The sequence below is a fragment of the Candidatus Nanopelagicales bacterium genome, assembly GCA_030700225.1.
GTDB lineage: Bacteria > Actinomycetota > Actinomycetes > S36-B12.
This window is the reverse complement of the sequence record JAUYJT010000056.1, coordinates 20,004-39,648: the sequence shown is the minus strand read 5'-3', so window position 1 is coordinate 39,648 and position 19,645 is coordinate 20,004. Positions and strand designations below refer to the sequence as shown.

Below are 19,645 nucleotides of genomic sequence, written 5' to 3'. Positions count from 1 at the left end.
CCCTAGGTTGAGCGGCTATTACTGGCGAACCGACGTTGTGACGGCGCCGAGCTGTCCGCGAGAGAGTCTGATCCGCAGTTTGGAGCCCAACGCTACCTCGGAGCTGTCGCGCAGGATCACGCCGTTGGACTCCACGACCGAGTACCCCCGGTCCAGCGTGGCTAGAGGTGACAGCGACTGGAGCCTGGCCGTTTGGTGCTGCAGATCCACCACGGTGGCTTGCCACTGGCCCGAGAAGGCCCGGGCGCACCGGTCCCTCAGTCCGGCGAGGAGATCGACGCGTCGCGCGATGGCCAGCTCTGGGTGCGCGAAGGCCGGTCTGGACAGGAGCACGGTCATCTTCTCGTTCTGGGAAACGACGCGCGACCGCAGGCTTCTGCGGCCTCGCTCGGCCGTTAGCCGCAAGCTCGCTCTCTCTCTATCGACGAGTGCGCCGGGCCGTGACATCGCGGGACGCGATGTCAGGGAGGTGAGGTGTCGTCTTTCTGTGCGCACCCTCGTCTCCAAAGCGGTGTGAGCGCGTTCGCGAAGGTCAGCGACCTTGGCAGTTTCCTCCTTCAGGCTTGGAACGATGCGTTTGCCAGCGTCGGTGGGGGTCGAGGCCCGCAGGTCCGCGACTAGATCCAGCAGCGGCACGTCATCCTCATGTCCGATCGCGCTGACAATGGGCGTTGCGCAGGCCGCCACAGCCCGGACCAGGGCCTCGTTGCTGAAAGGCAGCAGATCTTCCACCGAACCGCCGCCCCTGGTGACGACGATGACATCCACTTCGGGGGTCTGATCCAAATCCGTGATCGCGGCTATGACTTGGGCGACCGCGGACGGTCCCTGCACCGGCACCTCTCTGACCTCGAAGAGCGCTCCGGGCCAGCGGAGGCGCGCGTTGACTTCTACGTCGTGCTGGGCCGCGCTGGCCCTGCCGCAAACCAGTCCGATCCGTCGAGGCAGGAACGGAAGCGGCCTCTTGCGCTCTTCGGCGAAGATCCCCTCAGCTGCCAGGAGTTTCTTCAGCCGTTCTATCCGGGCTAGCAGCTCCCCAAGGCCAACCGGTCTGAAGTCGGTCGCGCGCCATTGAATGTCTCCCCGCCGCATGGAGTAGTCGGGCTTGAGATAGACCACGACCCGCTGGCCTTCGGTGATCCCGCCATCGGCGCTCTCGATTTCGGACCGGCTGCACCCAAGCGGGATGGAGACGTCGGCGTCCGTGTCCCGCAGAGTGATCCAGACGTAGGACCGGCGGACGCGCAGTTGCGCGATCTGGCCCTCGACCCAGATCGATCCCAGCCTGCGAATCCAGTCCCTCATCAGGTTGGAGGCTTTCTCCACCTGGATCGGGCTGTCCGGCGATGTTTCCAACCCCATTGGGGCAGGGTATGGCCTGCGCGTTAGTCGGCATAACCCCTGTGGACCGCGCGCGAGTCGAGGTTCTGGGTCGCTGGCTAGTCGGCAGGCCAGGGAGATCTTGCCCGGCCTGTCAGGTAGTGGCGGGTCGTAGAATGAAGCAATGAGCGAGCCGGCGACTCCGCTGCGGGTACTCCTGGCGGCACCGCGTGGGTACTGCGCGGGCGTGGAGCGGGCGATCGAGACGGTTGAGCGGGCGCTGATCGAGTACGGCCCACCGGTCTATGTGCGCAAGCAGATCGTGCACAACCAGTTCGTCGTGCGGGCGCTGCGCGAGCGGGGGGCGGTCTTCGTGGAACGGACCGATGAGGTCCCTAGCGGTGCCACGGTCGTCTTCTCGGCACATGGCGTGTCGCCGGTTGTTCGCCAGGAAGCTGCCGCGCTGGGCTTGCGGACCATTGATGCCACGTGTCCTTTGGTTACGAAGGTCCACAACGAGGCGCGCCGTTACGCCAGAGAGGGGTTCGAGATCCTCCTCATCGGTCACCAGGGTCATGAGGAAGTCGTGGGGACCGCTGGCGAGGCGCCGGGTCGGGTGACGCTCGTGGAGAGCGTCGAGGCCGCCCGAACCGTCGCTGCTGACTCGGACAAGGTGGCATGGCTGTCACAAACCACCCTGTCCGTGGACGAAACCATGGCGATTGTCGCTGTCCTGAGGGAGCGGTTTCCGGGCCTTATGGACCCGCCGAGCGACGACATTTGCTACGCCACACAGAATCGGCAGATGGCGGTCAAGCGGATGGCGCCTGATTGTGACCTCCTCGTGGTTGTCGGCTCGGCGAACTCCTCCAATAGCGTCCGGCTAGTGGAGGTTGGGCTGGAGGCCGGTGCGAGGGCGGCGGTTCGTGTGGATGGGGCCGAGGAGATGACGGACGCGGACGTGCGGTCGGCGAGGACCGTGGGCGTGACCAGCGGGGCGTCGGTACCGGAATCCTTGGTTTCGGAAGTGTTGGCGTGGTTGGCCGAACGCGGGTTCTTAGATGTTGAAACGGTCAGTGCGACTCAGGAGACGCTGACATTCGCGCTACCCAAGGAGCTGAGGGGCGGTGGCGCCGACAGGCGCATTCGGGACAGCAGGTCTTAGGTCCGCTGAACCGGGGGGCTGCGATTAGCTGGCTTCCGTAGGCGACTTCGGCTCGCTGGGCTGGGTGGAGTGCTGTTGTGATCTCCGCCGGGCGGCGCAGATCACGGCGGCACCGACGACGGCGATGACCTGTGCCGGCGCGCTTCCCGCGAGGGCGGTCAAGATCATCGCGGTCTCCCGCGCCACCGTCACCGGTCCACCCAGAAGCGTGATCTGTCCAAGCGTCGCCGCTATCCCCAGCATGGCCAACGGCGGAGCCCAGATGGCTGCCCATGTGTCGCTGAGACGCACGAGAGCGGCGCCAACGAACGCTCCGGCCACCAAACCCCAGCTCGCGGAAGCGGGGATCAAGGTCGCTCCCGAGATGACGAAGCCCAGCACGCACCCCAGTGCTCCCGCCGCGAGGACGACGACTAGCACAGCGCGCGGTGACAGGGAGCCGAATGGCGACACAAGACCGCGACCAAGACTGACGACCGAGGGCTGTTTCGCGCATGAAGTGGGCGATTTGGCCTGGTCGGGGGGCGCATCCGCTTCGGGTGCTTGGGCTTCCGCCGGTGGCTCGGGCTCGCTGTGGGTCTCAATCACCTGAAGGCGGGTGGAGCGCGGCTTGTCGCTCGTAGTTGGCTGATCCGGGTCAGCGCCCAGGGGCTCCTCGGGGTCGGGCAAATGGTCTTCGGGGGCGGTCGGCGCTGTGGCGAGCACGTGGCGCCGGAGGATGTTGGTGACGCCGTTGGTCGCGGTTCGAGGCTCCCACCAGGGCGAGGACCCGTCGTCCTCAGGTGGAGCGTCCGGGACCGGCTGCGTCGTCACCTGGCTACTCTAGGCGGCGCGCCTGACTGTTCCCGGTAGCGGCTCCCGAGTGTCTGGCTATGCGCTGCGCAGGCCAGGCTCCGGGCCGGTATCGCCCTCGGCAGCGTCATCATCCCCGGAGTCGTCCCCGGAGCCGTCATCGGGCTGGGCGATCTCGGCATTCAGCTGCAACTCGGGCAGGAGCGGGCGGATTGTGTTGTCAATCCCGGGCAGCTTGGGCAGGTCCTTGGACGTGGCGCTCATTGGCTGGAACCTACGAGCCGCGGGTAGAACACGGGATTCCAGCGACCCGATTGTCGCGTTGTAGCGGTTGACTGACATACCGATGGACTTGCCCAGGGAGTCGAAGTGCTCCGCCATCCGCAGCAGCCGCTCGTACATCTCCGCGCCCAAGCTCTGTATCTCCTTTGCCTGGGCTGCCACATCGGCTTGCTGCCAAGCGAAGCTGATCGTGCGTAGCAGAGCCATCAGCGTTGTTGGTGTGGCTAGCACTATGCGCTTCTCGAATGAGTACTGCAGAAGGTCCGGGCGAACCTCCAAGGCCGGTTGCAGCAATGCCTCGGCCGGCAGGAACAGGACTACGAACTCTGGGGATTCGTAGCGCTTCCAGTACTCCTTGCGTGACAGCCGGTCGACGTGTGAAATGACGGCATCCGCGTGCTTCTTGAACATCTCCTGGCTGCCAGGTTCCTGCTCGAGCGCGAGAAAGGCATCCAGGGAGACCTTCGCATCAACGACGACCTTGCGGCCGCCCGCCAGGTCGATGATCATGTCCGGGACCCAGGTGCCATCATCTGTGGTCGTCCGGTCTTGAGTGACGAAGTGAACGTTCTCGATCATGCCCGACGCTTCCACGAGCCTCTTCAGCTGCATTTCCCCCCACGAACCCCGCCGTTCGCTGCGCGTCAGGGCCTGACTTAGTCGCCTTGCCTCCTGCTGAACACTCGCGGTTGCCTCCCCAAACTTCACGCCCATCTGCGTGATTTGAGCCTGCAACTCCGTGCGCGCCCTCAATCTGGCCGCTTCGGCCTCACCTACCCTCTTGCCGAGCTCGTCGACCGCTGTGCGGAGCGGCTGCACTGTCTTGTCGAGCTGACCGTTGACTCGGCGCTCCTCGGCCAGTTCCATCCGAGTGGCGTCGTGGGCGCGGGTCTCGGCCTTGAGCTCGCCATGGGTGACGGATAGTTGCGCGGCGACTTCCGCCTCACGCCGCCCCCACGTCGCACGTTCCGCCTCGAACTCAGCGAGCTGAATCCGCATCCGGGAGCGAGCCGCGATCGTTGCTGCCGCGACGCCGAGGGCTGCCCCGATGGCGACTATCACTAGGGGAACCACAAGCTGGGCGATGCTGTTGCTCATGGGGCAACCATGCCTCAGGGGTCCGACAGACGTGGACCGGGACACGCTTCAAGCGGATTTGGGGTGAAGAAGCGACCGTTCCCGCCAAACGCGACCGTTACGCAAAGAAACTCCCGTTGCAACGGTCGCGTCTGTACCCTAACGGTCGCGTTTGTCAGGAACGGCCGCCAACCCCGTCGTCCGGATAGCTAACCCCGTCGGCCGACGCGGGCTGCGGGGGTCTGGGCGATGCTGGCGCGAATCCCGCACCGCTTCGCCCACCTAGACTGCCCTAGTGGGACTCACTGTCGGAATCGTCGGCTTGCCTAACGTTGGAAAGTCGACGCTGCTGAACGCCCTGACTCGCAACTCAGCGGCCGCCATGTCCGCCAACTACCCCTTCGCGACGATCGAGCCGAACACTGGCGTCGTTGGGGTGCCGGATCCCAGGCTGGACGTTCTGGCGGAGGTTTTCGCCTCGCGGAGGGTCGTACCGGCGGCGGTCACCTTCGTCGACATCGCGGGGATCGTGCGCGGTGCCAGCGAGGGCAAGGGGTTGGGGAATAGGTTCCTGGCTCACATCCGCGAGTCCGACGCGATCTGCCAGGTACTGCGAGCGTTCGAGGACCCAGATGTGATCCATCTGGAGGGTCGGATATCGCCCGCCGATGACATGGACACGATCAACACTGAGCTGATCCTGGCGGACCTGCAGACCCTCGAGAAGGCGATCCCCAGGTTGGAGAAGGAGGCTCGAAACGACAAGTCGCGCGGTGCGGCCCTATCCGCAGCCCTGCGGGCGCAGGAGATCCTGGACTCTGGGCGGACCCTGTTCGGATCCGGCGTCGACGCCGCCGCGATCCGGGAGCTGTTCTTGTTGACGGCCAAGCCCTTCCTCTACGTGATCAACGCGGATGAGCAGGAGCTGGCGGACCCGAACTTCGCGGCCCAGGCACGTGCGTTGGTGGCCCCGGCGGAGGCCGTGATTCTGGACGCGAAGGTCGAGTCGGAGCTGGCCGAGCTGCCCGAAGAGGAAGCCCTTGAGCTTCTGCGGTCGGTCGGGCAGGAGGAGTCAGGCATCGCGGCTTTGGCGCGTGTCGCTTTCGACGCGCTCGGATTGCAGACTTTCCTGACAGCTGGCCCGAAGGAATCGCGCGCTTGGACGATTCGCAGGGGCGCCACGGCACCGGAGGCCGCCGGCGTCATTCACACTGATTTCCAGCGCGGGTTCATCAAGGCCGAGGTCGTGTCCTTCGATGAGTTGGTCGCGGCCGGGTCCCTGGCCGAGGCCAGGGCGCGCGGCCAGTTGCATATCGAGGGCAAGGACTACGTCATGGCCGAAGGGGACGTCGTGGAGTTCCGCTTCAACGTGTGAATCGGCGCGTTTCGAGGATGTCCCGAGTTCCGTGGAACTTCGGTAGCGGCCCGTTGATCGCTTAGGCTGCGTTGACCTCCTCATTGTGTACTACGGGTCCGACATTCTGCGCGATTTCGGCTTCAAGCACGGCTCGTAGTGCCGCCACCCGCTGAACGAGCATCAGACCTCCAAGGACCCCCCTGCTGGACGCCTCCAGATAACGATGAACGATGGAGTCCGTGTTCGCGACCGTCCGGCTGCGGACCAAAGTCACCAAAGGTCCAGGCTCGAGGGCAGATGGCGTGGCGATGGCGTTCAAACTCATCGAGCGCCCCGACGGGATCACCGCAGCATGAGACACGCCAATCCACAGGTCTTGACTATTCCCCGGCGTTGACTATCGATATAGTGGAGGATAATCTCAGTTATATGAGAACTGAGGCACCGCTCCTCGCTCCGATCTTCCGGTCGGACGGCCAAGCGCGCCTGCTCTCCACCTTGTTGCTGACCGGCGAGGAGCTCAGCGTCACCGATCTGGCCAAACGGGCGGGCCTGGCATACCCGACCGCGCACCGCGAGGTCGCGCGCCTGGTGGACGCTGGCATCCTGAGCGAGCGGCAGGTGGGCCGCACGAGGCTGATCCGCGCCAACGGCGAGAGCCCGCTGGTGGAGCCGTTGCGCGAGATCCTCACGGTCGCTACTGGTCCGGTGGTGATCCTGGCCGAGGAGCTTGCTCGCATCGACGGGATCGAGTCGGCGTTCCTCTACGGTTCCTTCGCCGCGCGGATGCTCGGGGATGCCGGTCCGGCACCGCACGACATCGACGTCATGGTGCTCGGTGAGCCCGACGTGGACGCGGTCTACGAGGCGTGCGCCCGGATCGAGGCTGCGGTGCACCGGCCCGTGAACCCGACGATCCTCACAGATGCGGAGTTCGCCGCTCCCTCCGGCTTCCTGGACAACGTGCGCAGCGGCCCGGCGGTCGCCGTGATCGGGGAGCTGCCGTGGCGCTGACCCCGCTCACCCGCGTCCAGCAGGCGACCGTGCTCGCGCTGGTCGAGGCGGGACGTCTCGATGTCGTGCCCGCAGACGTCGCGCGTGCGGCGTCGTTCCTCCGGCAGGCCGAGGAGCGCCTGAATCAATTGCCGCTCCTCACCAGTGTCGTCGTCACGACGTTTGCCGATCGCCGCGAGGAGAGTGCATGAGGAGTTGCCGAGCGGGTCGTCGCAGAGGAACTGGTCCCACGGTCGGTCGCGCCATGGCGCGCGCATGGACAGGTGCTGGATGCCAGCCATGGTCAGGAGACCTCCGTTGTCCCGACACCGCGGCTCTCCCAGGAGCCGAAGGTGCTGCCGTCCTCCGCCGCCCAGGAGGTCCGGCCGTTGCAGGAGCGCCCCTGAGCGATCGCGCCAGCGGTCGATGGGGAGCCGAAGACGATGTCCTTCGCGACCCGACCGACACCGTTCTCGACGATGATCGAGCCGTCGGCGATGAGCTTGAGGTGTTGGGTTCGGTACGAGTCGTACGCCTTGATCGTGCTGTCGGCCTTCCCCACGCCCTGCCAGTCACCCACGACGGTAGAACCGGCCAGCATCGTGAACTCCCCGTCGATCTGCTGAGCCGTTGCAGCGACGCCGAGCTTCATGTTCACGAGACGAAAGACCGGCGACACCAGCTGTTCCTGCCGCGCTGCCGTCACTGCGACGGTCTCCCGACCGCGGATGGCATCGACTCCGAGGGCCGGCAGGACAATCTGCAGCTGGTCGATGAAGTAGTCCATGTCGGAGGCGTGCGCCTCGGGCAGTGCCTGTGGCGGAGGAGTCGTCCCATTGTCGAGGACGACGCGGCCGACCTGGAGAGCGAGTGCGATCAGGCGGGACTCCAGATAGCGGCCGTGTGCCTTCGTCAGGTTCGCGTCCTTCGAGGTGATCACCACGGCCTTGCGCCAGAACTCCTTGTTCGCATCGTGGTATCGAAGGCGTGCCTTGAAGTCGTCGGTCTCGCCGATGTAGCAACGGCTGCCGCCTTGCTCGTCGGGACCGAGCAGTAGGTACACGCACGTGCCCGCGAGCTCGGCGCGGCGGACGAGGGCGCTCATCTCCGATCGCGGAGCACTGAAGACCTGCCCCGTCCAGTTCAGGATCTCCGCAGTCGTCAGGCCGCCGGGGGTGCCGTCGACGAGGAAGAGCTCGATGTGCTTGCCGCTCATGACATCGATCTTTGCAGCCAGGGCCGACCAATCGGCAAGGTTCGCGGGTTCTGTCTGATGGGTGCCACTCAAAGGGGTTGAGGGCGAAGGCGGGTGCGACGTGGGAGAGATTCTCGCGACGGTGAGGAGTCGGCGGTAGTCAGTGAGGGGCACGAGAGCGGGAAGGGTGGGACGCGGATGGCGGCCCCGGCGATACTCATCAGATACTGAGCCCATGGCCGTCCCAGAGACCGATCTCGCGCGGATCCGGCGGTTCTGCGAGACGCAGGTCCCGCCCGAGATGCGGGAACAGGTGCGTGTGGAGCACCGCGTGCGCGGTCGCACCGTGACGATCGTCGAGCATCGGCCGCCGTGGAATCCGGCGCTAGGCCCGGAGTGGACCGACACTCCGCAGGCTCGGATGAAGTACGACGAGCAAACGAAGGGCTGGACCCTGTACTGGTTCGATCGGAACTCCCGAGCCCATGCCTACGACCTTCTCGAGCCGGATCAGCCGATCGAGCGGCTGCTGGCCGAGTACGACAACGATCCGACCTGCATCTTCAAGGGCTGACGAAGCTAGCCTTTCCACAGGTGTCTCGGGCGCGATAGTGCTCGTCGGCTCTGCGACCTAGCGTTGCGGGATGTCGATCACGTCGCGGCTGTTCGCCGGCGACCAGCCCCGCGAGCGTCTCCTGAGTCTGGGACCTGGCGCGCTCAGCGACGCCGAGCTTGTTGCCCTGGTAGCCGCCGTAGCACCACAGGGATGCGACGAGGTTGCGGTGGGTCGGAAACTGATCGACGAGTGCGGAGGACTGAGTGGCCTGGCAGCCGCGTTTCCTGAGGAGCTGATGCGGTCATCAAGCATCGGCCCCGCAGAGGCAGTGCGCCTAACAGCCGCATTCGAACTAGCGGCTCGGGCTACAGCTTCACCGGCCAACCGTGTCGTGGACTCCGCAGCCGCGATCGCTGAGCTGGTCGCCCCGGTGCTCGCCCGCGAACGGCGGGAGAAGGTCGTGGTCCTGGTGGCCGACGCCGCCAACCGCGTGCTTCGCCTTGTACCCGTTGCAACTGGAGGCCTGGACTCGAGTCCGTTGCCTGTCCGAGAGGTGCTGCACGCCGTGCTGCGGTACGACGGTCGAGCGTTCGCCCTCGCGCACAATCATCCTTCTGGAGATCCGACCCCAAGCATCTACGACCGTGAGGCCACTGGCGCCGTAGGCCGGGCCGCCGATGCGGCCGGACTCCGGTTCCTTGACCACGTAGTAATCGCGGGAAGTTCATGGCGCAGCGTCAGGTGAGGCTGGCGAACGCTTGATTCCGAGCGGCAGGAAGTAGGCCGGCCGACAGCGTTGCCCTGTGGGCCACCAGGCCCTCGACTGCGGCGAGTCGGAGGAGATCGGCGCCGATGTGGCGTTGGGTCGGGAGGTCTGGCAACGGGACCTCGAGCGCCTCGAACTGGTCGATCTGCACGCGCTGTCGCCGCTGACCCATCCCTGACGTCGCGGCGGCCAGCTGTTCCGCGAGACCGCGCCAGCGCAACACCTGGCCGAAGTAGTCGAGATCTACTGCGTCGGTGTTCACGTCGAACGTGGGGAACTCGCTGGAGACGAACCACCCGTCCGCCCACTCGGGCACGATGGCGAGCGATCCCTCCCGGCCGAACAGTTTCGAATAGATCAACTGTCCGGCGCGCACCCGATACAAGGTCGAGTACTTCGTCCCTAAACCCAGCATCGGCGGCTTGGCGAACACACCACGGGCCCGGTTGAGGATGCCGAGGTTCGGGTAGGCCTCGCTCGCTTTGACGCTCACAGGGTGTCGAGCAAGCGTGATGATGTGCCCGATCCGTGATCTCTGCGAGACCCTATCGAGGAAGTTGTCTCGAAGGGCCGCGGTCGGAGGTTCGCCGAACGACGTCGAGATTGCCACGATTCGGTCGAGGCGTGCGGCAATGCACTGCTGCTCGGTGACGTCGGGCAGGGGAATTGCTAGGCGCTCGAAGAGTTGCTGCCCCAGCGTTCGGTTTCGTACCTGCGTTCCCGGCGAAGCCTGCTTGATCTGGTGGAGACCAGGTTCGGAGAGGAAGTAGTGCAGTAAGTAGCGCACGTCCACGTCGTCGGTGCGCGGTACATAGCTAAGGAACCGGTTCGACCCGATGAATTCAGCTTCAGCGTTGGTCGATACGGCGATGGCCGCCTCCCATGCCTGGATGCTGCTGAGAACGAGAGCGCCGGCTGGGATCTGAAAGTAACGAAGCTTGCTGAGTTCGAAGCCGAGACACGAAGGTCGATGGATGAACCCTTTGCCCCAGGAGTAGAGGCCGATTTGCCTGTAGCTATCTGCCTCGTCAATCTGAACGGGAACGCGGTGAAGCGAGAGGATGTCCCCTACTCGCACCTGCCGCACCGCCATCAGGCGTCGTTCCCGAGGTTGGACTGGAGGTCCTGAAGGGCTGCGAGGATCTGCTCCTCCACGGCAATCAGTTCCTTGACGAGTTCCTCGGGCGAGCGATGCGTCAGATCGTCGGCACGATGCGGGTTGCGGAGATCCAGGTTGTAGCCGTCCTCCGCGAGTGTGGCGGCGTCGACCTTCCACGCGTGCTCGTTCTCGACTCGGCCGACTCGATCCGTGCCACCCCACCATGCCTGGACATCGGCGAATTCCTCGAAACGCAGCGGTCTTGTCTTCGTGTAGTTCTTCCGCCCCTCCGGCAGGGGCTGCTCGTAGAACCAGATGTCCTTCGTTGGCCCGCCGTATTCGAAGAAGAGCAGGTTGGAGGGGATGAGGGTGTACGGAGCGAAGACGCCGTTGGGCAGCCGCACCACAGAGTGCAGGTTGAAGTCGGTGAGCAGCTTCTTCTTGATCCGTGCCGGCGCGCCCTCGTTGGCGAAGAGGACCCCGTTGGGGACGACGATCCCGCAGCGGCCCTTCCTCTTCTCCAGGCGCGCCATCACCACCTGGAGAAACAGCCAGGCGGTCTCTGCCGTCCGCGAGTCGGCAGGGAAGTTCCCCAGGCTGCTGCTCTCCTCCTCACCCCCGAACGGCGGGTTGGTCAGAACGACGTCGACGCCGGCCTTGCGCTGGTCAGCCAACGAGAAGGTCAGCGAGTTCATGCGGGTGACGTTGGGCTGTTCCACTTCGTGCAGGAGCAGGTTCATCTGGCAGAGCAGGTAGGGGAGTGGCTTCTTCTCGAAGCCGCTGATCGAGCGTTTCGCCGTCGCGATCTCGGTCGCGGACCGCGCCTGGGCGCGGAGGTGCTCGTATGCCTCGACCAGGAATCCGCCTGTGCCGACAGCCGGGTCCAGCACCGTCTCGCCCAAGCGCGGATTGACCTGCTCGACCATGAGCCGGATCACCGGCCGGGGTGTGTAGAACTCGCCCGAGTCTCCGGCTGCGTCCCGCATTTCGCGCAGCATCGACTCGTACAGATGGGCCATGGTGTGGATGTCGTCGGCCGACGTGAAGTGCACCTTGTCGATCTGGTCGATCAGGTCACCGAGCAGGTAGCCGGACAGCATTCGGTTGTTGGTCTCTTTGAAGACCGTGGCGAGCGTGGTGCGAGGGTCGCCCGCCCGGCCGGATCCCTTCAGTCGGCCAAGCCCCGGGAGCAGGGTTCCGTTGACCCAGTTGATGAGGGCGTCACCCTGCTTGCGCTTGGTCGGATCTGCCGCCCACACGCTCCATCGGAGCTCCTCCGGCAGTGCTGGCCGGTAGCTGGGGTCGACGATCATCCTGTTCCGCTCGAGGTCGTCGAAGGCCTTGAGGAAGAGGAGCCAGGACAGTTGAGGAAGCCGGTCCAGGTCGCCGTTGAGGCCGGCGTCCTTGCGCATGATGTCCCGACTGGTCTTGATGACCGACGCGAGACGCGCCTGCGGGGTCTGGGCAACGCTCTTGGCGGCACGGCTCACGATTGGTTCTCCTCGGTGGTGACCGCCTCGGCGAAGAGTCGTTCGGCGGTGGAGCGGGCGGTGGGGTAGTCGACGGCCAGATCGAGTTCAGCGGCCATTGCGGCGAAGTCGCTGGGCCACGACGCCGGGAAATCGGGGAGCTGTGCCGGTGGCGGCACGCCGTCCCGCACCTGCCAGACCGTTTGAAGCCGACCGGGCAGGTCCGGATTCGGCAGCAGCCCCGCTTCCACGAGGAGTACGACGTCGACCAAGTCCTTGACGCGGCTGCTGGGTCGATCTCCGGCGTACGTCCGGGCCATCGCGTGGAACTTCTCCGCGGCGTGCTGGGCGATGTCCACCGTCGGCATCGCGGTGCTGCTCAGGAGTTCCGCGAGGATCGGCGGGCGTACCTCGATGGTGCCGATGGCGCCGACGATCTCCGCGCTCCGCGCGACGACGTCGAGGCGCAGCGATGCGAAGACCTTGCCGCCTAGGACCGATGTGACGGTGAACCTCCAGCCGGGGTTTCCGGCATCGTCCGAGGCGATCGCTCGCGGTGCGGACACCTGGAAGGTCAATCCGTCACCGGCGTCGACGTCGAGAGCATCGAGCAGACGATCCTGCGCCTCGACGCCGTCGAGGTCCTCCAGCATGGCCAGATCCAGATCCTTGGTCGCCCGGGCGTCGAGGCCGAGCCTGACCTCGAGGGCGAAGCCGCCTTTGAGTACCCAGTTGTCGTCCGCGGACAGTCGAACCAGGATCCGCTGGAAAACGAAGTGGCGGCGCAACCGATCGAGCGAGACTTGTCGCTCGGCCGCCAGATTGGCGAGCCGTTGCTCGATGCTGGTTCTGAGCGCCTGGTTGTCGGTCATGTCGTCGTTGCCTTGAGCGCCCGCTCGATGCGGAGCGCCGCCCGGTCTCCGGCCTCGTCCGAGCGAGTGCGGATCCGGCGCGCGGTCGTCAGGCCCCGCTCCAGCGTGGCGGCGACCGCAGCCTCGAGTTGCTCCTGCGTGGTGTCGCCACCCGCGAGATCGAGCAGTGTGCGCAGCGGCGTAGTCACCCGCCAGGCGCCGCGGTCGAGAACGTCCGCGGCAGGCAGATCGTACACATGCGTGACCACCGCCGGATCCACGGCCCGGAATCCGGGGGGAACGGACAGGTGCACGTGGCGGGGATCGAGCTCGCCGAGGTCGTGGACGAGCGCGGCCGAGTCGTGGGACACGACGCCACGGCCCTCGCTCCATAGGGTCCAGCGCACCCACTGGTCCTCGGGAGCGGAGGGCCAGTCGGGAAGTCGGAACAGACCACGGTCGACTCGCAGCCAGTTGCCACTATCGGCGTGGTACTTCTGTGCCTGATAGCTGTACCCGAGGTCGAGAGCCTCGGCGGCGGTGAAGTAGCCAGCCTGGCTGAAGGCAAGGCGTTGGAGCGCCAGCCGCAGATCCTGTCGAGTGCCGGCCATGGGCCAAGCATAGCGCATTCGAACTCAATCTAGACTTTAGTTCTATGCAGTCGGCCGTCGCTAAAATAAAACTCACGCTGAGTACAGCCAACCTTGGAGCTCGCTGACGGCTTGGCGCCAGCCTTCAGCGCCGCCGAAGTGTTGTGCCGCTTCGACGGGTGAGCCGAAGTTGCTCAGCGGCGGCACCTGGAAGGCGTAGATGTGGGTCATCTCCTCGACGCCGTACTCCTCGTAGCGGTCGAGGAGGGCGGAGATGATCTCGCGCGCGGTCGGCACCAGCGCCTTGAGGTCGCTCGCGTGGTCTTCGCGCACCAGCCGAGCGCGTTCCGCCCTCGTCCGTTGAGGAACGTTCCAGGCGGCGTGTGCGAGGACGTCGAAGGGGTCCGTGTCGGGCGCAAGTTCGAGGCGCCTCGACATCTCTTCGATGGACACGCCGCGCGAGGCGAGGCCCTCCTCCAAGACCGCACGTAGCTGAGGATCGGCCCAGCGTGCGCGAAGGTCATCGATGGTCGGACACAGCACGCGCACCTGGCCGGCCAGGTAGTCCGTGTATTCCACGAGGCGGAGAGCGCCGGTACTCGTGTCAGCGACGTAGTACGCCTCGGCAGTCACAGTGACCTCTGTGCCGTCGACGTAATGCTTCCTCGCCGACGGCTGTTCGAGCTCTCCTTCGGACTGGGTTCGGTCGAAGGGGGGCTCGGGTTCGCCAAGCGACGGCATCTCGGGGGCAACGTCCCCGAGTTCGTCTTCGACGATCTCGCCGGACTCGTCGATGCGCTCGGTCCGTATGCGCACCGGCTCACCGTCGAAGCCTGGATCGGAGAAAAGGACCGAAGCGCCGACGTAGTCCACGATCTCGAAGGAGTACTTGTCGTTCTCGGGGTAGAGACGTGACCCTCGCCCGACGATCTGCTTGAACTCGACCATCGAGCCGATCGGGCGGAACAGGACGACGTACTTAAGGTCCTGCGCCGACCAGCCCGCCTCGGCGAGCTGCCGGTCGATGAGCACGCGGGCGCGCGCTTGGGCGGCAAGGCGGTTGGCGTCGTCGTCCCCGGTAACCCATGGTGCCTCTGAGGTTATCGGCGTGCACTGGCGCCCACAGGCGGATCGGCGACGTGCGGCCGGACGCATAACCATCCACGCGGATTTGCCATGACGGTAGATACTGGTACTTTGGTACCCGAGAAGGAGGGCAGCGCTATGGCTACCGCTACTGCGCCGATCAAGGTCGACGCCGCGACTGACGAGCTTGTGTCGCACGCAGCTCACTTCATGTCCCGCTCGAAGAAGGACATCGTCGATGCCGCCGTGCGCGAGTACATCGACGCACACCGCGATGAGATCAACGCTGGCGTCAAGGCTGCGCTCGGTCAGCTCAAAGGCACCGAAGCTGCTGCTGTGTCGCTTATGACCGGCCTCAGCGCCGAAGAGCTCGATGACCTCGGCGGGCTGCCGAAGTAGCCCATGACGGCCCGCTGACCGTCGGACCTGGCCGCTAGATTCGCGCCATGGTCTCGGAACCGATCGGCGTGCGTCCGACGAAGCGCTGCCTCGGTGACCTTGCGGCTGGTCTGCCGGACCTCGGGATCCGGTTGGAAGAGATCGATCACCCGGTCGTGGCTAACGCTCAGAGCGTTCCAGAGCAGCGGGATGCCGGTGGCGCAGAGCGCGTCGTTGCGCTCGCCGACCGCGTCTGGTTCAAGGTCAAGACCAGTGACCATCGCGCCGCCGTCACAGAGCTTCGCGGCGAGGAACTCCCGGACTGGGTGCGCCCGAGCCGAGGGGCGTGGTGGATCGGAGCGGCTGGTCGACGCCAAGCGGACAGCCCTCAGCGCGATTTCTACGCCACCCTGCAGCGAGAGTGCACGACGGGGAAGACCGTCTCCTCAGATCACCTTCTTCCGGCCGATTGGGACTGGAAGCGCCTCGCAGCGGAACAGGCCGTTGCTTGGCGGCGTGAGATGAAGCGGATGGTCATCCGCCTTGTCTCGATGTCCTTGAAGAACGGCCACCTCGCCGTCGCCGAGTTCCGCAGCCATCGGATCAAGGCTCTTGTGCGAGCAGAGAACGGCCATGAGGCCTACCTCGCGATCATCGCCGAGGGAGTTCCCGATCCGCAGATTTTCGCGCTGCTCCTCGACTGTGTCCCGGGTGTGACACCCGAGGACTGGCAGCCCGAACCGTCGCCACTCGCTGAGATGAACCCTGGCTCGGGCGAGATCATCTGGTCGACGCTCTTCCCGTCCGAGGTCGCCAACGCCATCCTTGAGTTGGAAGCCGATGACTGATTGCCAGCGGTCCGCAAGCAGTCCGCGAGAAGTCCAGCCGAGCCTGAAGGGCGCCAACGACGCTCAACGGACCGGAGAGTGCGTTGCTGCGGGACAAGCGGCACTCTTCGGCATCGACCCAGGATGACCACCAACGGCCAAATCCCGCGTGGTCGTTCCGTTTCAATGGGGCGTGAGAGCCCCGCCCTGCTACTTCTCCAGGTCCTCCGGGAACGCCGCGTCGAAGTCGGGAATCTGGTCCTTGAAGTGATTGAGCAGAGCGCGGTCGGGCTGGCCGGGGTTCCGCGCAAGATGTTGCCGCAGGTTCTCTGAGATTGCCGGGTCTACTCGACCTTCCGGCGTGTCATGAAGGATCTTGTCGACAAGAGCTTCCGCCTCGGCGCGGCGTGAGGCCGGGTCGGGGTTGCGGCGCTTCGGCTTGCGACGGTTACTCATGCAGAGAGCGTGACACGCGCCTCCGACACTCGTTCGGTCGGCGCATCGCGGCAAGATGTCTCCGTGGCGAAGTTGGATCCCGAGTGGGCAATCAGTGAGATCGACGCGTTCCTGGGCGTGACGGCACAGGTCGTCCCTGACATGGGACCGGGCATCGCCTACTTCGGAACCGTCATGCGTGGCCCGGCAACCGAGGCGTCGCAACGCGCGCATGTTGTGGAGCAGATTCTCGACCGCGTGCTTCCCGGTTGGTCGCGCGAGCGTCCGAAGAAGGACGAGGATTTCGACTGGCTCCGAGACCAGGCCTCCCGTGCCAAGGCTGCGCTCCAGCGTCAGGGGGAGTTGGCTGAGAAGTTGGGCGACAACGCACCTGACATGGACGCTGCCAATCTCCACCCGTGGTCGTGGGAGAACGGAAGGTCGTACTGGAACACCGGCCACTGCCACCAGGCAGTCATGCAGGCGGCGATCCGGATCAATGCGGAGACGCAGGCCAAGTTGGGGCGGATGGACGTGTCGGAGACGGCGTTGTTCAACGAGGCGTTCTCGCTTGACGAGCCTAAGGAAGGAGCACCTCGTCTTCGCCTGGCGGAGGATGACGGCGGCAAGACCTACCAGAATCTCCATCGGGGAGCCCGCGCTTTCGCGGACGGGCTCTACACCGCGATTCGGAACCCCGGTATGCACAAGCCACAGGAGAGCGCGGGTGGCGAGGAGCAACTGGCTCTTGAGCAGCTGGCCGCGTTCAGCCTGTTGGCTCGATGGGTAGACCAGGCCGACGTCGAGGAAGTCAGCTTGTGACCAGATATCGAGTCACCGGCGGATCGGTTGGACCCTTCGGCGGAGCGCAATGGGAGCGGAAGGACGACGACCGTGAGATTGCGCGACGGGCGCTCAACCTGCTGGCCGACCGACGCATGCTTTGGAAGGACTTCTCGATGGAGATCGAGGAGCATTGCGTGCAGTCGGCGGATCACGTACGCAAGCAGCTGGGCGTGCACCTCGACAACCCAGAGATTGGCCCGGACATGATTCAACGGGTTCAGCTGCTGCAGCGTCTCTTCCGCGAGTTCATGGACCAGGTGGGTTCCGCAGGCGACGACTGGGACCGCCACTATCGGCCGATGGGAACAGATCCGCTCTCAATGGCTCTTGGTCGCCTCCGGGCCCTCGTTGGCGTCCAGGTGGGTGAGATCGCTGCCGCGTACGACCTTGACGTCTCCGACGAGTTGGCGGAGATCGTCCCGGACCAGGCGGGGTGGTTCTTCGAGAGGTTCGACGGCGCGCAGCTGTGAATCGTCGCGATGCGGATCCCCTGTCGCCCCGGCTACGAGTGTTTGCCCGCAGATTCGGGCTCTGAGGTCGACGCATGGCGGCCGAGTTCGACCAGATGCGGAAGGGGCTCCGGACATCCTGCGGTCCGCAAATAGTCCGCAAGAAGTCCAGCCGAGACCGACGATCGTCGACGACGCCCGAGCTCCCGTGAACGCGTTTCCGCAGGTCAAGCCATGTTCTCCGGCATCACCCAGCGGTGACCAACGACAGCCGAAACCCCACGCGATCGTTCCGCTTCAACGTTTGAGCGGGCGTCGATCCTCAAAGCCGGCGCACGACAACGACGCTGTCGAACGCGATCTGCTCTGGATCCCCGGGGCTCCGGACGCGGCATTCCGCTACCTTGACTTCCGGGCTGGACTCCGACAGGCCCAAGCTCGCGAGCACGTCCGCCGCGTCGTAGAGCAACGCAGGATCGGATGGCCCGCAATGACCCTCGGCCTCGTTCCGGGGATCGTGACCGACGACGATGAGCGCCCGAGCTGTCGCCTGCCACGCCTTGCGGTGGATGCGGCGCCTGCACTCAGCGGGGCTGTGCAGGAACTGAACGCTGACTAGATCGAACGTGCGGCCGGGCTCCCAGGAGTCAACGTCTGCCGAAACCCAGGTCATCCGATCACCGACGCCCGCCTCCGCTGCCGTAGCGGCTGCCCTTTCGATAGCGGCCGGGGCGAAGTCCACAGCGGTCACCTGCCAGCCGTTGAGTGCCAGCCAGATCGCATCCGCGCCTTCGCCGCAGGCCAGGTCGAGCGCGGATCCTGGACGCATCGTGTTGGCGAGGTCGATGAGCCACCGGTTCGGCGTCCGGGACCAGACGCGCCCGGGCTCGGAGTATCGCTGTTGCCAGACTTCCTGGTACACCCAGCCAGGCTAATCCTGAATCCACAGACGGGTGTGATCGGTCGGCGAGCTCAGGCTCAAGGCAGCTAGATGATGCAAATCCTCTGCTGATCATGGGGGTCGACGATCACCCAGGAAGGGAAGCTCGCTGACGAGCTTGATCATCAGAGGCTTCGCACCATCTGGGCCTCCGCAGGGGCGAATGACGGCGGCCCGGCGGGGGCTCAGGCTAACGCGCGGCCCGCCCCCAGACGTGCGAGCATGCCTTGAACCGATCGACTGTCGGAGGAGAGGGACAAGATGGCGCTGAGCCGGGACACCCTGGAGAGATTGCGCATCGACCACAAGGAAAGCCGCGGGTTCCGGCTGAGTGCCTTCGACACTAAGTGGCTGCCGGATCAGTTGGAGGCTATGCCTAAAGACGAGCGGCGGGCTTCGGGCGAACAGATTCTGGCCGCGAGCAAAGCGGAGCTAGAAGCGGCTCAGGACATCCTGTACGCCGATGACAGGTTCGCGCTGCTGCTGGTGTTCCAGGCGATGGACGCCGCGGGCAAGGACGGGACCATCAAGCACGTAATGAGCGGCGTCAACCCTCAAGGATGCAGCGTCACGTCCTTCAAGCAGCCGAGCGCTGAGGAACTGGACCATGACTACCTCTGGCGCGCGGCCAAGGCCCTACCCGAACGCGGCCGGATCGGGATCTTCAACCGGTCCCACTACGAGGAAGTCCTGATCACGCGGGTCCATCCAGAGATCCTCCAGTCGCAGAAACTGCCGCCTGGACCGCGGGACCAGGGCTTCTGGCGGGCGCGCTACGAGGACATCAACGCTTTCGAACGGCATCTGGACCGCAACGGAACAGTTGTACTGAAGTTCTTCCTGCACCTGTCAAAGGAAGAGCAGCGGAAGCGGTTCCTCGAACGACTCGATCACGCGGACAAGAACTGGAAGTTCTCATCCGCGGATGTCAAAGAGCGGGGCTTCTGGGACGCGTACCAGGTGGCGTTCGAAGAGATGATCCAGGAGACATCGACCGATCGGGCCCCCTGGTGGGTTATCCCGGCGGACCGCAAATGGGCTATGCGCGCACTGGTGGCCGACATCGTCAGCACAACCGTCACCGGGATGGGTCTGCGCTACCCCGAGGTGAGCGCGGATGAGCGCATCGCCTTGAAGGCAGCGCGCGCAGCACTCGAGGCCGAGTGAGGCCG

23 protein-coding genes are annotated in these 19,645 nt (G+C 65.3%); 11 read left to right on the top strand and 12 right to left on the bottom strand.

What is annotated here, in order from left to right; all coding sequences use genetic code 11:
* Positions 1-18 precede the first annotated feature (18 nt).
* Positions 19-1,362, bottom strand: coding sequence for an exodeoxyribonuclease VII large subunit (xseA, locus tag Q8P38_08420; protein MDP4014621.1), 1,344 nt, complete (start codon positions 1,360-1,362; stop codon positions 19-21).
* 142 nt (positions 1,363-1,504) lie between these two features.
* Here xseA and Q8P38_08415 point away from each other — a divergent pair, with 142 nt between their 5' ends.
* Entirely contained in the window at positions 1,505-2,485 is a 981-nt protein-coding gene (locus tag Q8P38_08415; protein MDP4014620.1) for a 4-hydroxy-3-methylbut-2-enyl diphosphate reductase, read from the top strand.
* Positions 2,486-2,509: 24 nt separating this feature from the next.
* Here the strand turns inward: Q8P38_08415 and Q8P38_08410 are convergent, their stop codons facing one another.
* Both Q8P38_08410 and Q8P38_08405 read right to left on the bottom strand, forming a co-directional pair.
* Positions 2,510-3,298: a hypothetical protein gene (locus tag Q8P38_08410; protein ID MDP4014619.1), complete on the bottom strand. Its 789-nt coding sequence runs from the start codon at positions 3,296-3,298 to the stop codon at positions 2,510-2,512.
* 57 nt (positions 3,299-3,355) lie between these two features.
* Entirely contained in the window at positions 3,356-4,657 is a 1,302-nt protein-coding gene (locus Q8P38_08405) for a DNA recombination protein RmuC (protein ID MDP4014618.1), read from the bottom strand.
* 274 nt (positions 4,658-4,931) lie between these two features.
* On the opposite strand from Q8P38_08405, the gene ychF reads away from it, so the two are divergent.
* Positions 4,932-6,011: a redox-regulated ATPase YchF gene (ychF, locus tag Q8P38_08400; protein MDP4014617.1), complete on the top strand. Its 1,080-nt coding sequence runs from the start codon at positions 4,932-4,934 to the stop codon at positions 6,009-6,011.
* 61 nt (positions 6,012-6,072) lie between these two features.
* On the opposite strand, the gene Q8P38_08395 is transcribed toward ychF, so the two are convergent.
* Positions 6,073-6,318, bottom strand: coding sequence for a hypothetical protein (locus tag Q8P38_08395; GenBank protein ID MDP4014616.1), 246 nt, complete (start codon positions 6,316-6,318; stop codon positions 6,073-6,075).
* Between the two features lie 104 nt (positions 6,319-6,422).
* Between Q8P38_08395 and Q8P38_08390 the strand changes: the two genes are divergently transcribed.
* Both Q8P38_08390 and Q8P38_08385 read left to right on the top strand, forming a co-directional pair.
* Complete coding sequence (locus Q8P38_08390; GenBank protein MDP4014615.1) at positions 6,423-7,007, top strand: MarR family transcriptional regulator; 585 nt, start codon at positions 6,423-6,425, stop codon at positions 7,005-7,007.
* Entirely contained in the window at positions 6,998-7,198 is a 201-nt protein-coding gene (locus Q8P38_08385; protein MDP4014614.1) for a hypothetical protein, read from the top strand. Before Q8P38_08390 ends, Q8P38_08385 begins: the two co-directional genes overlap by 10 nt.
* Positions 7,199-7,290: 92 nt before the next feature.
* Here Q8P38_08385 and Q8P38_08380 read toward each other — a convergent pair whose 3' ends face one another.
* Positions 7,291-8,202: a GIY-YIG nuclease family protein gene (locus Q8P38_08380; protein MDP4014613.1), complete on the bottom strand. Its 912-nt coding sequence runs from the start codon at positions 8,200-8,202 to the stop codon at positions 7,291-7,293.
* A gap of 214 nt (positions 8,203-8,416) precedes the next feature.
* Here Q8P38_08380 and Q8P38_08375 point away from each other — a divergent pair, with 214 nt between their 5' ends.
* Both Q8P38_08375 and radC read left to right on the top strand, forming a co-directional pair.
* A complete protein-coding gene (locus Q8P38_08375; protein ID MDP4014612.1) occupies positions 8,417-8,755 on the top strand; it encodes a DUF3024 domain-containing protein in 339 nt (112 codons plus the stop codon).
* A gap of 70 nt (positions 8,756-8,825) precedes the next feature.
* Complete coding sequence (gene radC / locus Q8P38_08370; protein ID MDP4014611.1) at positions 8,826-9,482, top strand: DNA repair protein RadC; 657 nt, start codon at positions 8,826-8,828, stop codon at positions 9,480-9,482.
* Here radC and Q8P38_08365 read toward each other — a convergent pair.
* The 5 genes from Q8P38_08365 to Q8P38_08345 all read right to left on the bottom strand — a co-directional run bounded on the left by Q8P38_08365 (position 9,475) and on the right by Q8P38_08345 (position 14,667).
* Positions 9,475-10,596, bottom strand: a complete 1,122-nt coding sequence (locus Q8P38_08365) for a restriction endonuclease subunit S (protein MDP4014610.1) — start codon at positions 10,594-10,596, stop codon at positions 9,475-9,477. The two genes, radC and Q8P38_08365, sit on opposite strands and share 8 nt — an antisense overlap.
* Positions 10,596-12,092: a class I SAM-dependent DNA methyltransferase gene (locus Q8P38_08360; GenBank protein ID MDP4014609.1), complete on the bottom strand. Its 1,497-nt coding sequence runs from the start codon at positions 12,090-12,092 to the stop codon at positions 10,596-10,598. Before Q8P38_08360 ends, Q8P38_08365 begins: the two co-directional genes overlap by 1 nt.
* Complete coding sequence (locus Q8P38_08355) at positions 12,089-12,943, bottom strand: nucleotidyl transferase AbiEii/AbiGii toxin family protein (protein MDP4014608.1); 855 nt, start codon at positions 12,941-12,943, stop codon at positions 12,089-12,091. Before Q8P38_08355 ends, Q8P38_08360 begins: the two co-directional genes overlap by 4 nt.
* Positions 12,940-13,533: a hypothetical protein gene (locus Q8P38_08350; GenBank protein MDP4014607.1), complete on the bottom strand. Its 594-nt coding sequence runs from the start codon at positions 13,531-13,533 to the stop codon at positions 12,940-12,942. Before Q8P38_08350 ends, Q8P38_08355 begins: the two co-directional genes overlap by 4 nt.
* Positions 13,534-13,605: 72 nt before the next feature.
* On the bottom strand, positions 13,606-14,667 hold the full coding sequence (locus Q8P38_08345) for a type I restriction-modification enzyme R subunit C-terminal domain-containing protein (GenBank protein MDP4014606.1): 1,062 nt from the start codon (positions 14,665-14,667) through the stop codon (positions 13,606-13,608).
* A gap of 69 nt (positions 14,668-14,736) precedes the next feature.
* On the opposite strand from Q8P38_08345, the gene Q8P38_08340 reads away from it, so the two are divergent.
* Entirely contained in the window at positions 14,737-14,997 is a 261-nt protein-coding gene (locus tag Q8P38_08340; protein MDP4014605.1) for a hypothetical protein, read from the top strand.
* 47 nt (positions 14,998-15,044) lie between these two features.
* Complete coding sequence (locus Q8P38_08335; protein MDP4014604.1) at positions 15,045-15,824, top strand: hypothetical protein; 780 nt, start codon at positions 15,045-15,047, stop codon at positions 15,822-15,824.
* Positions 15,825-16,013: 189 nt separating this feature from the next.
* Here Q8P38_08335 and Q8P38_08330 read toward each other — a convergent pair whose 3' ends face one another.
* Positions 16,014-16,259 (bottom strand): hypothetical protein, encoded by a 246-nt coding sequence (locus Q8P38_08330; GenBank protein MDP4014603.1) that lies wholly within the window; start codon positions 16,257-16,259, stop codon positions 16,014-16,016.
* A 63-nt stretch (positions 16,260-16,322) separates the two neighbouring features.
* On the opposite strand from Q8P38_08330, the gene Q8P38_08325 reads away from it, so the two are divergent.
* Both Q8P38_08325 and Q8P38_08320 read left to right on the top strand, forming a co-directional pair.
* Positions 16,323-17,060, top strand: coding sequence for a TIGR02391 family protein (locus tag Q8P38_08325; protein MDP4014602.1), 738 nt, complete (start codon positions 16,323-16,325; stop codon positions 17,058-17,060).
* Entirely contained in the window at positions 17,057-17,554 is a 498-nt protein-coding gene (locus Q8P38_08320) for a hypothetical protein (GenBank protein ID MDP4014601.1), read from the top strand. Before Q8P38_08325 ends, Q8P38_08320 begins: the two co-directional genes overlap by 4 nt.
* Before the next feature lie 301 nt (positions 17,555-17,855).
* On the opposite strand, the gene Q8P38_08315 is transcribed toward Q8P38_08320, so the two are convergent.
* Entirely contained in the window at positions 17,856-18,455 is a 600-nt protein-coding gene (locus Q8P38_08315) for a methyltransferase domain-containing protein (GenBank protein MDP4014600.1), read from the bottom strand.
* A 279-nt stretch (positions 18,456-18,734) separates the two neighbouring features.
* On the opposite strand from Q8P38_08315, the gene Q8P38_08310 reads away from it, so the two are divergent.
* The gene (locus Q8P38_08310; GenBank protein MDP4014599.1) at positions 18,735-19,640 is read left to right on the top strand and encodes a polyphosphate kinase 2 family protein; all 906 of its coding nucleotides are present in this window, start codon (positions 18,735-18,737) and stop codon (positions 19,638-19,640) included.
* Positions 19,641-19,645 lie beyond the last annotated feature (5 nt).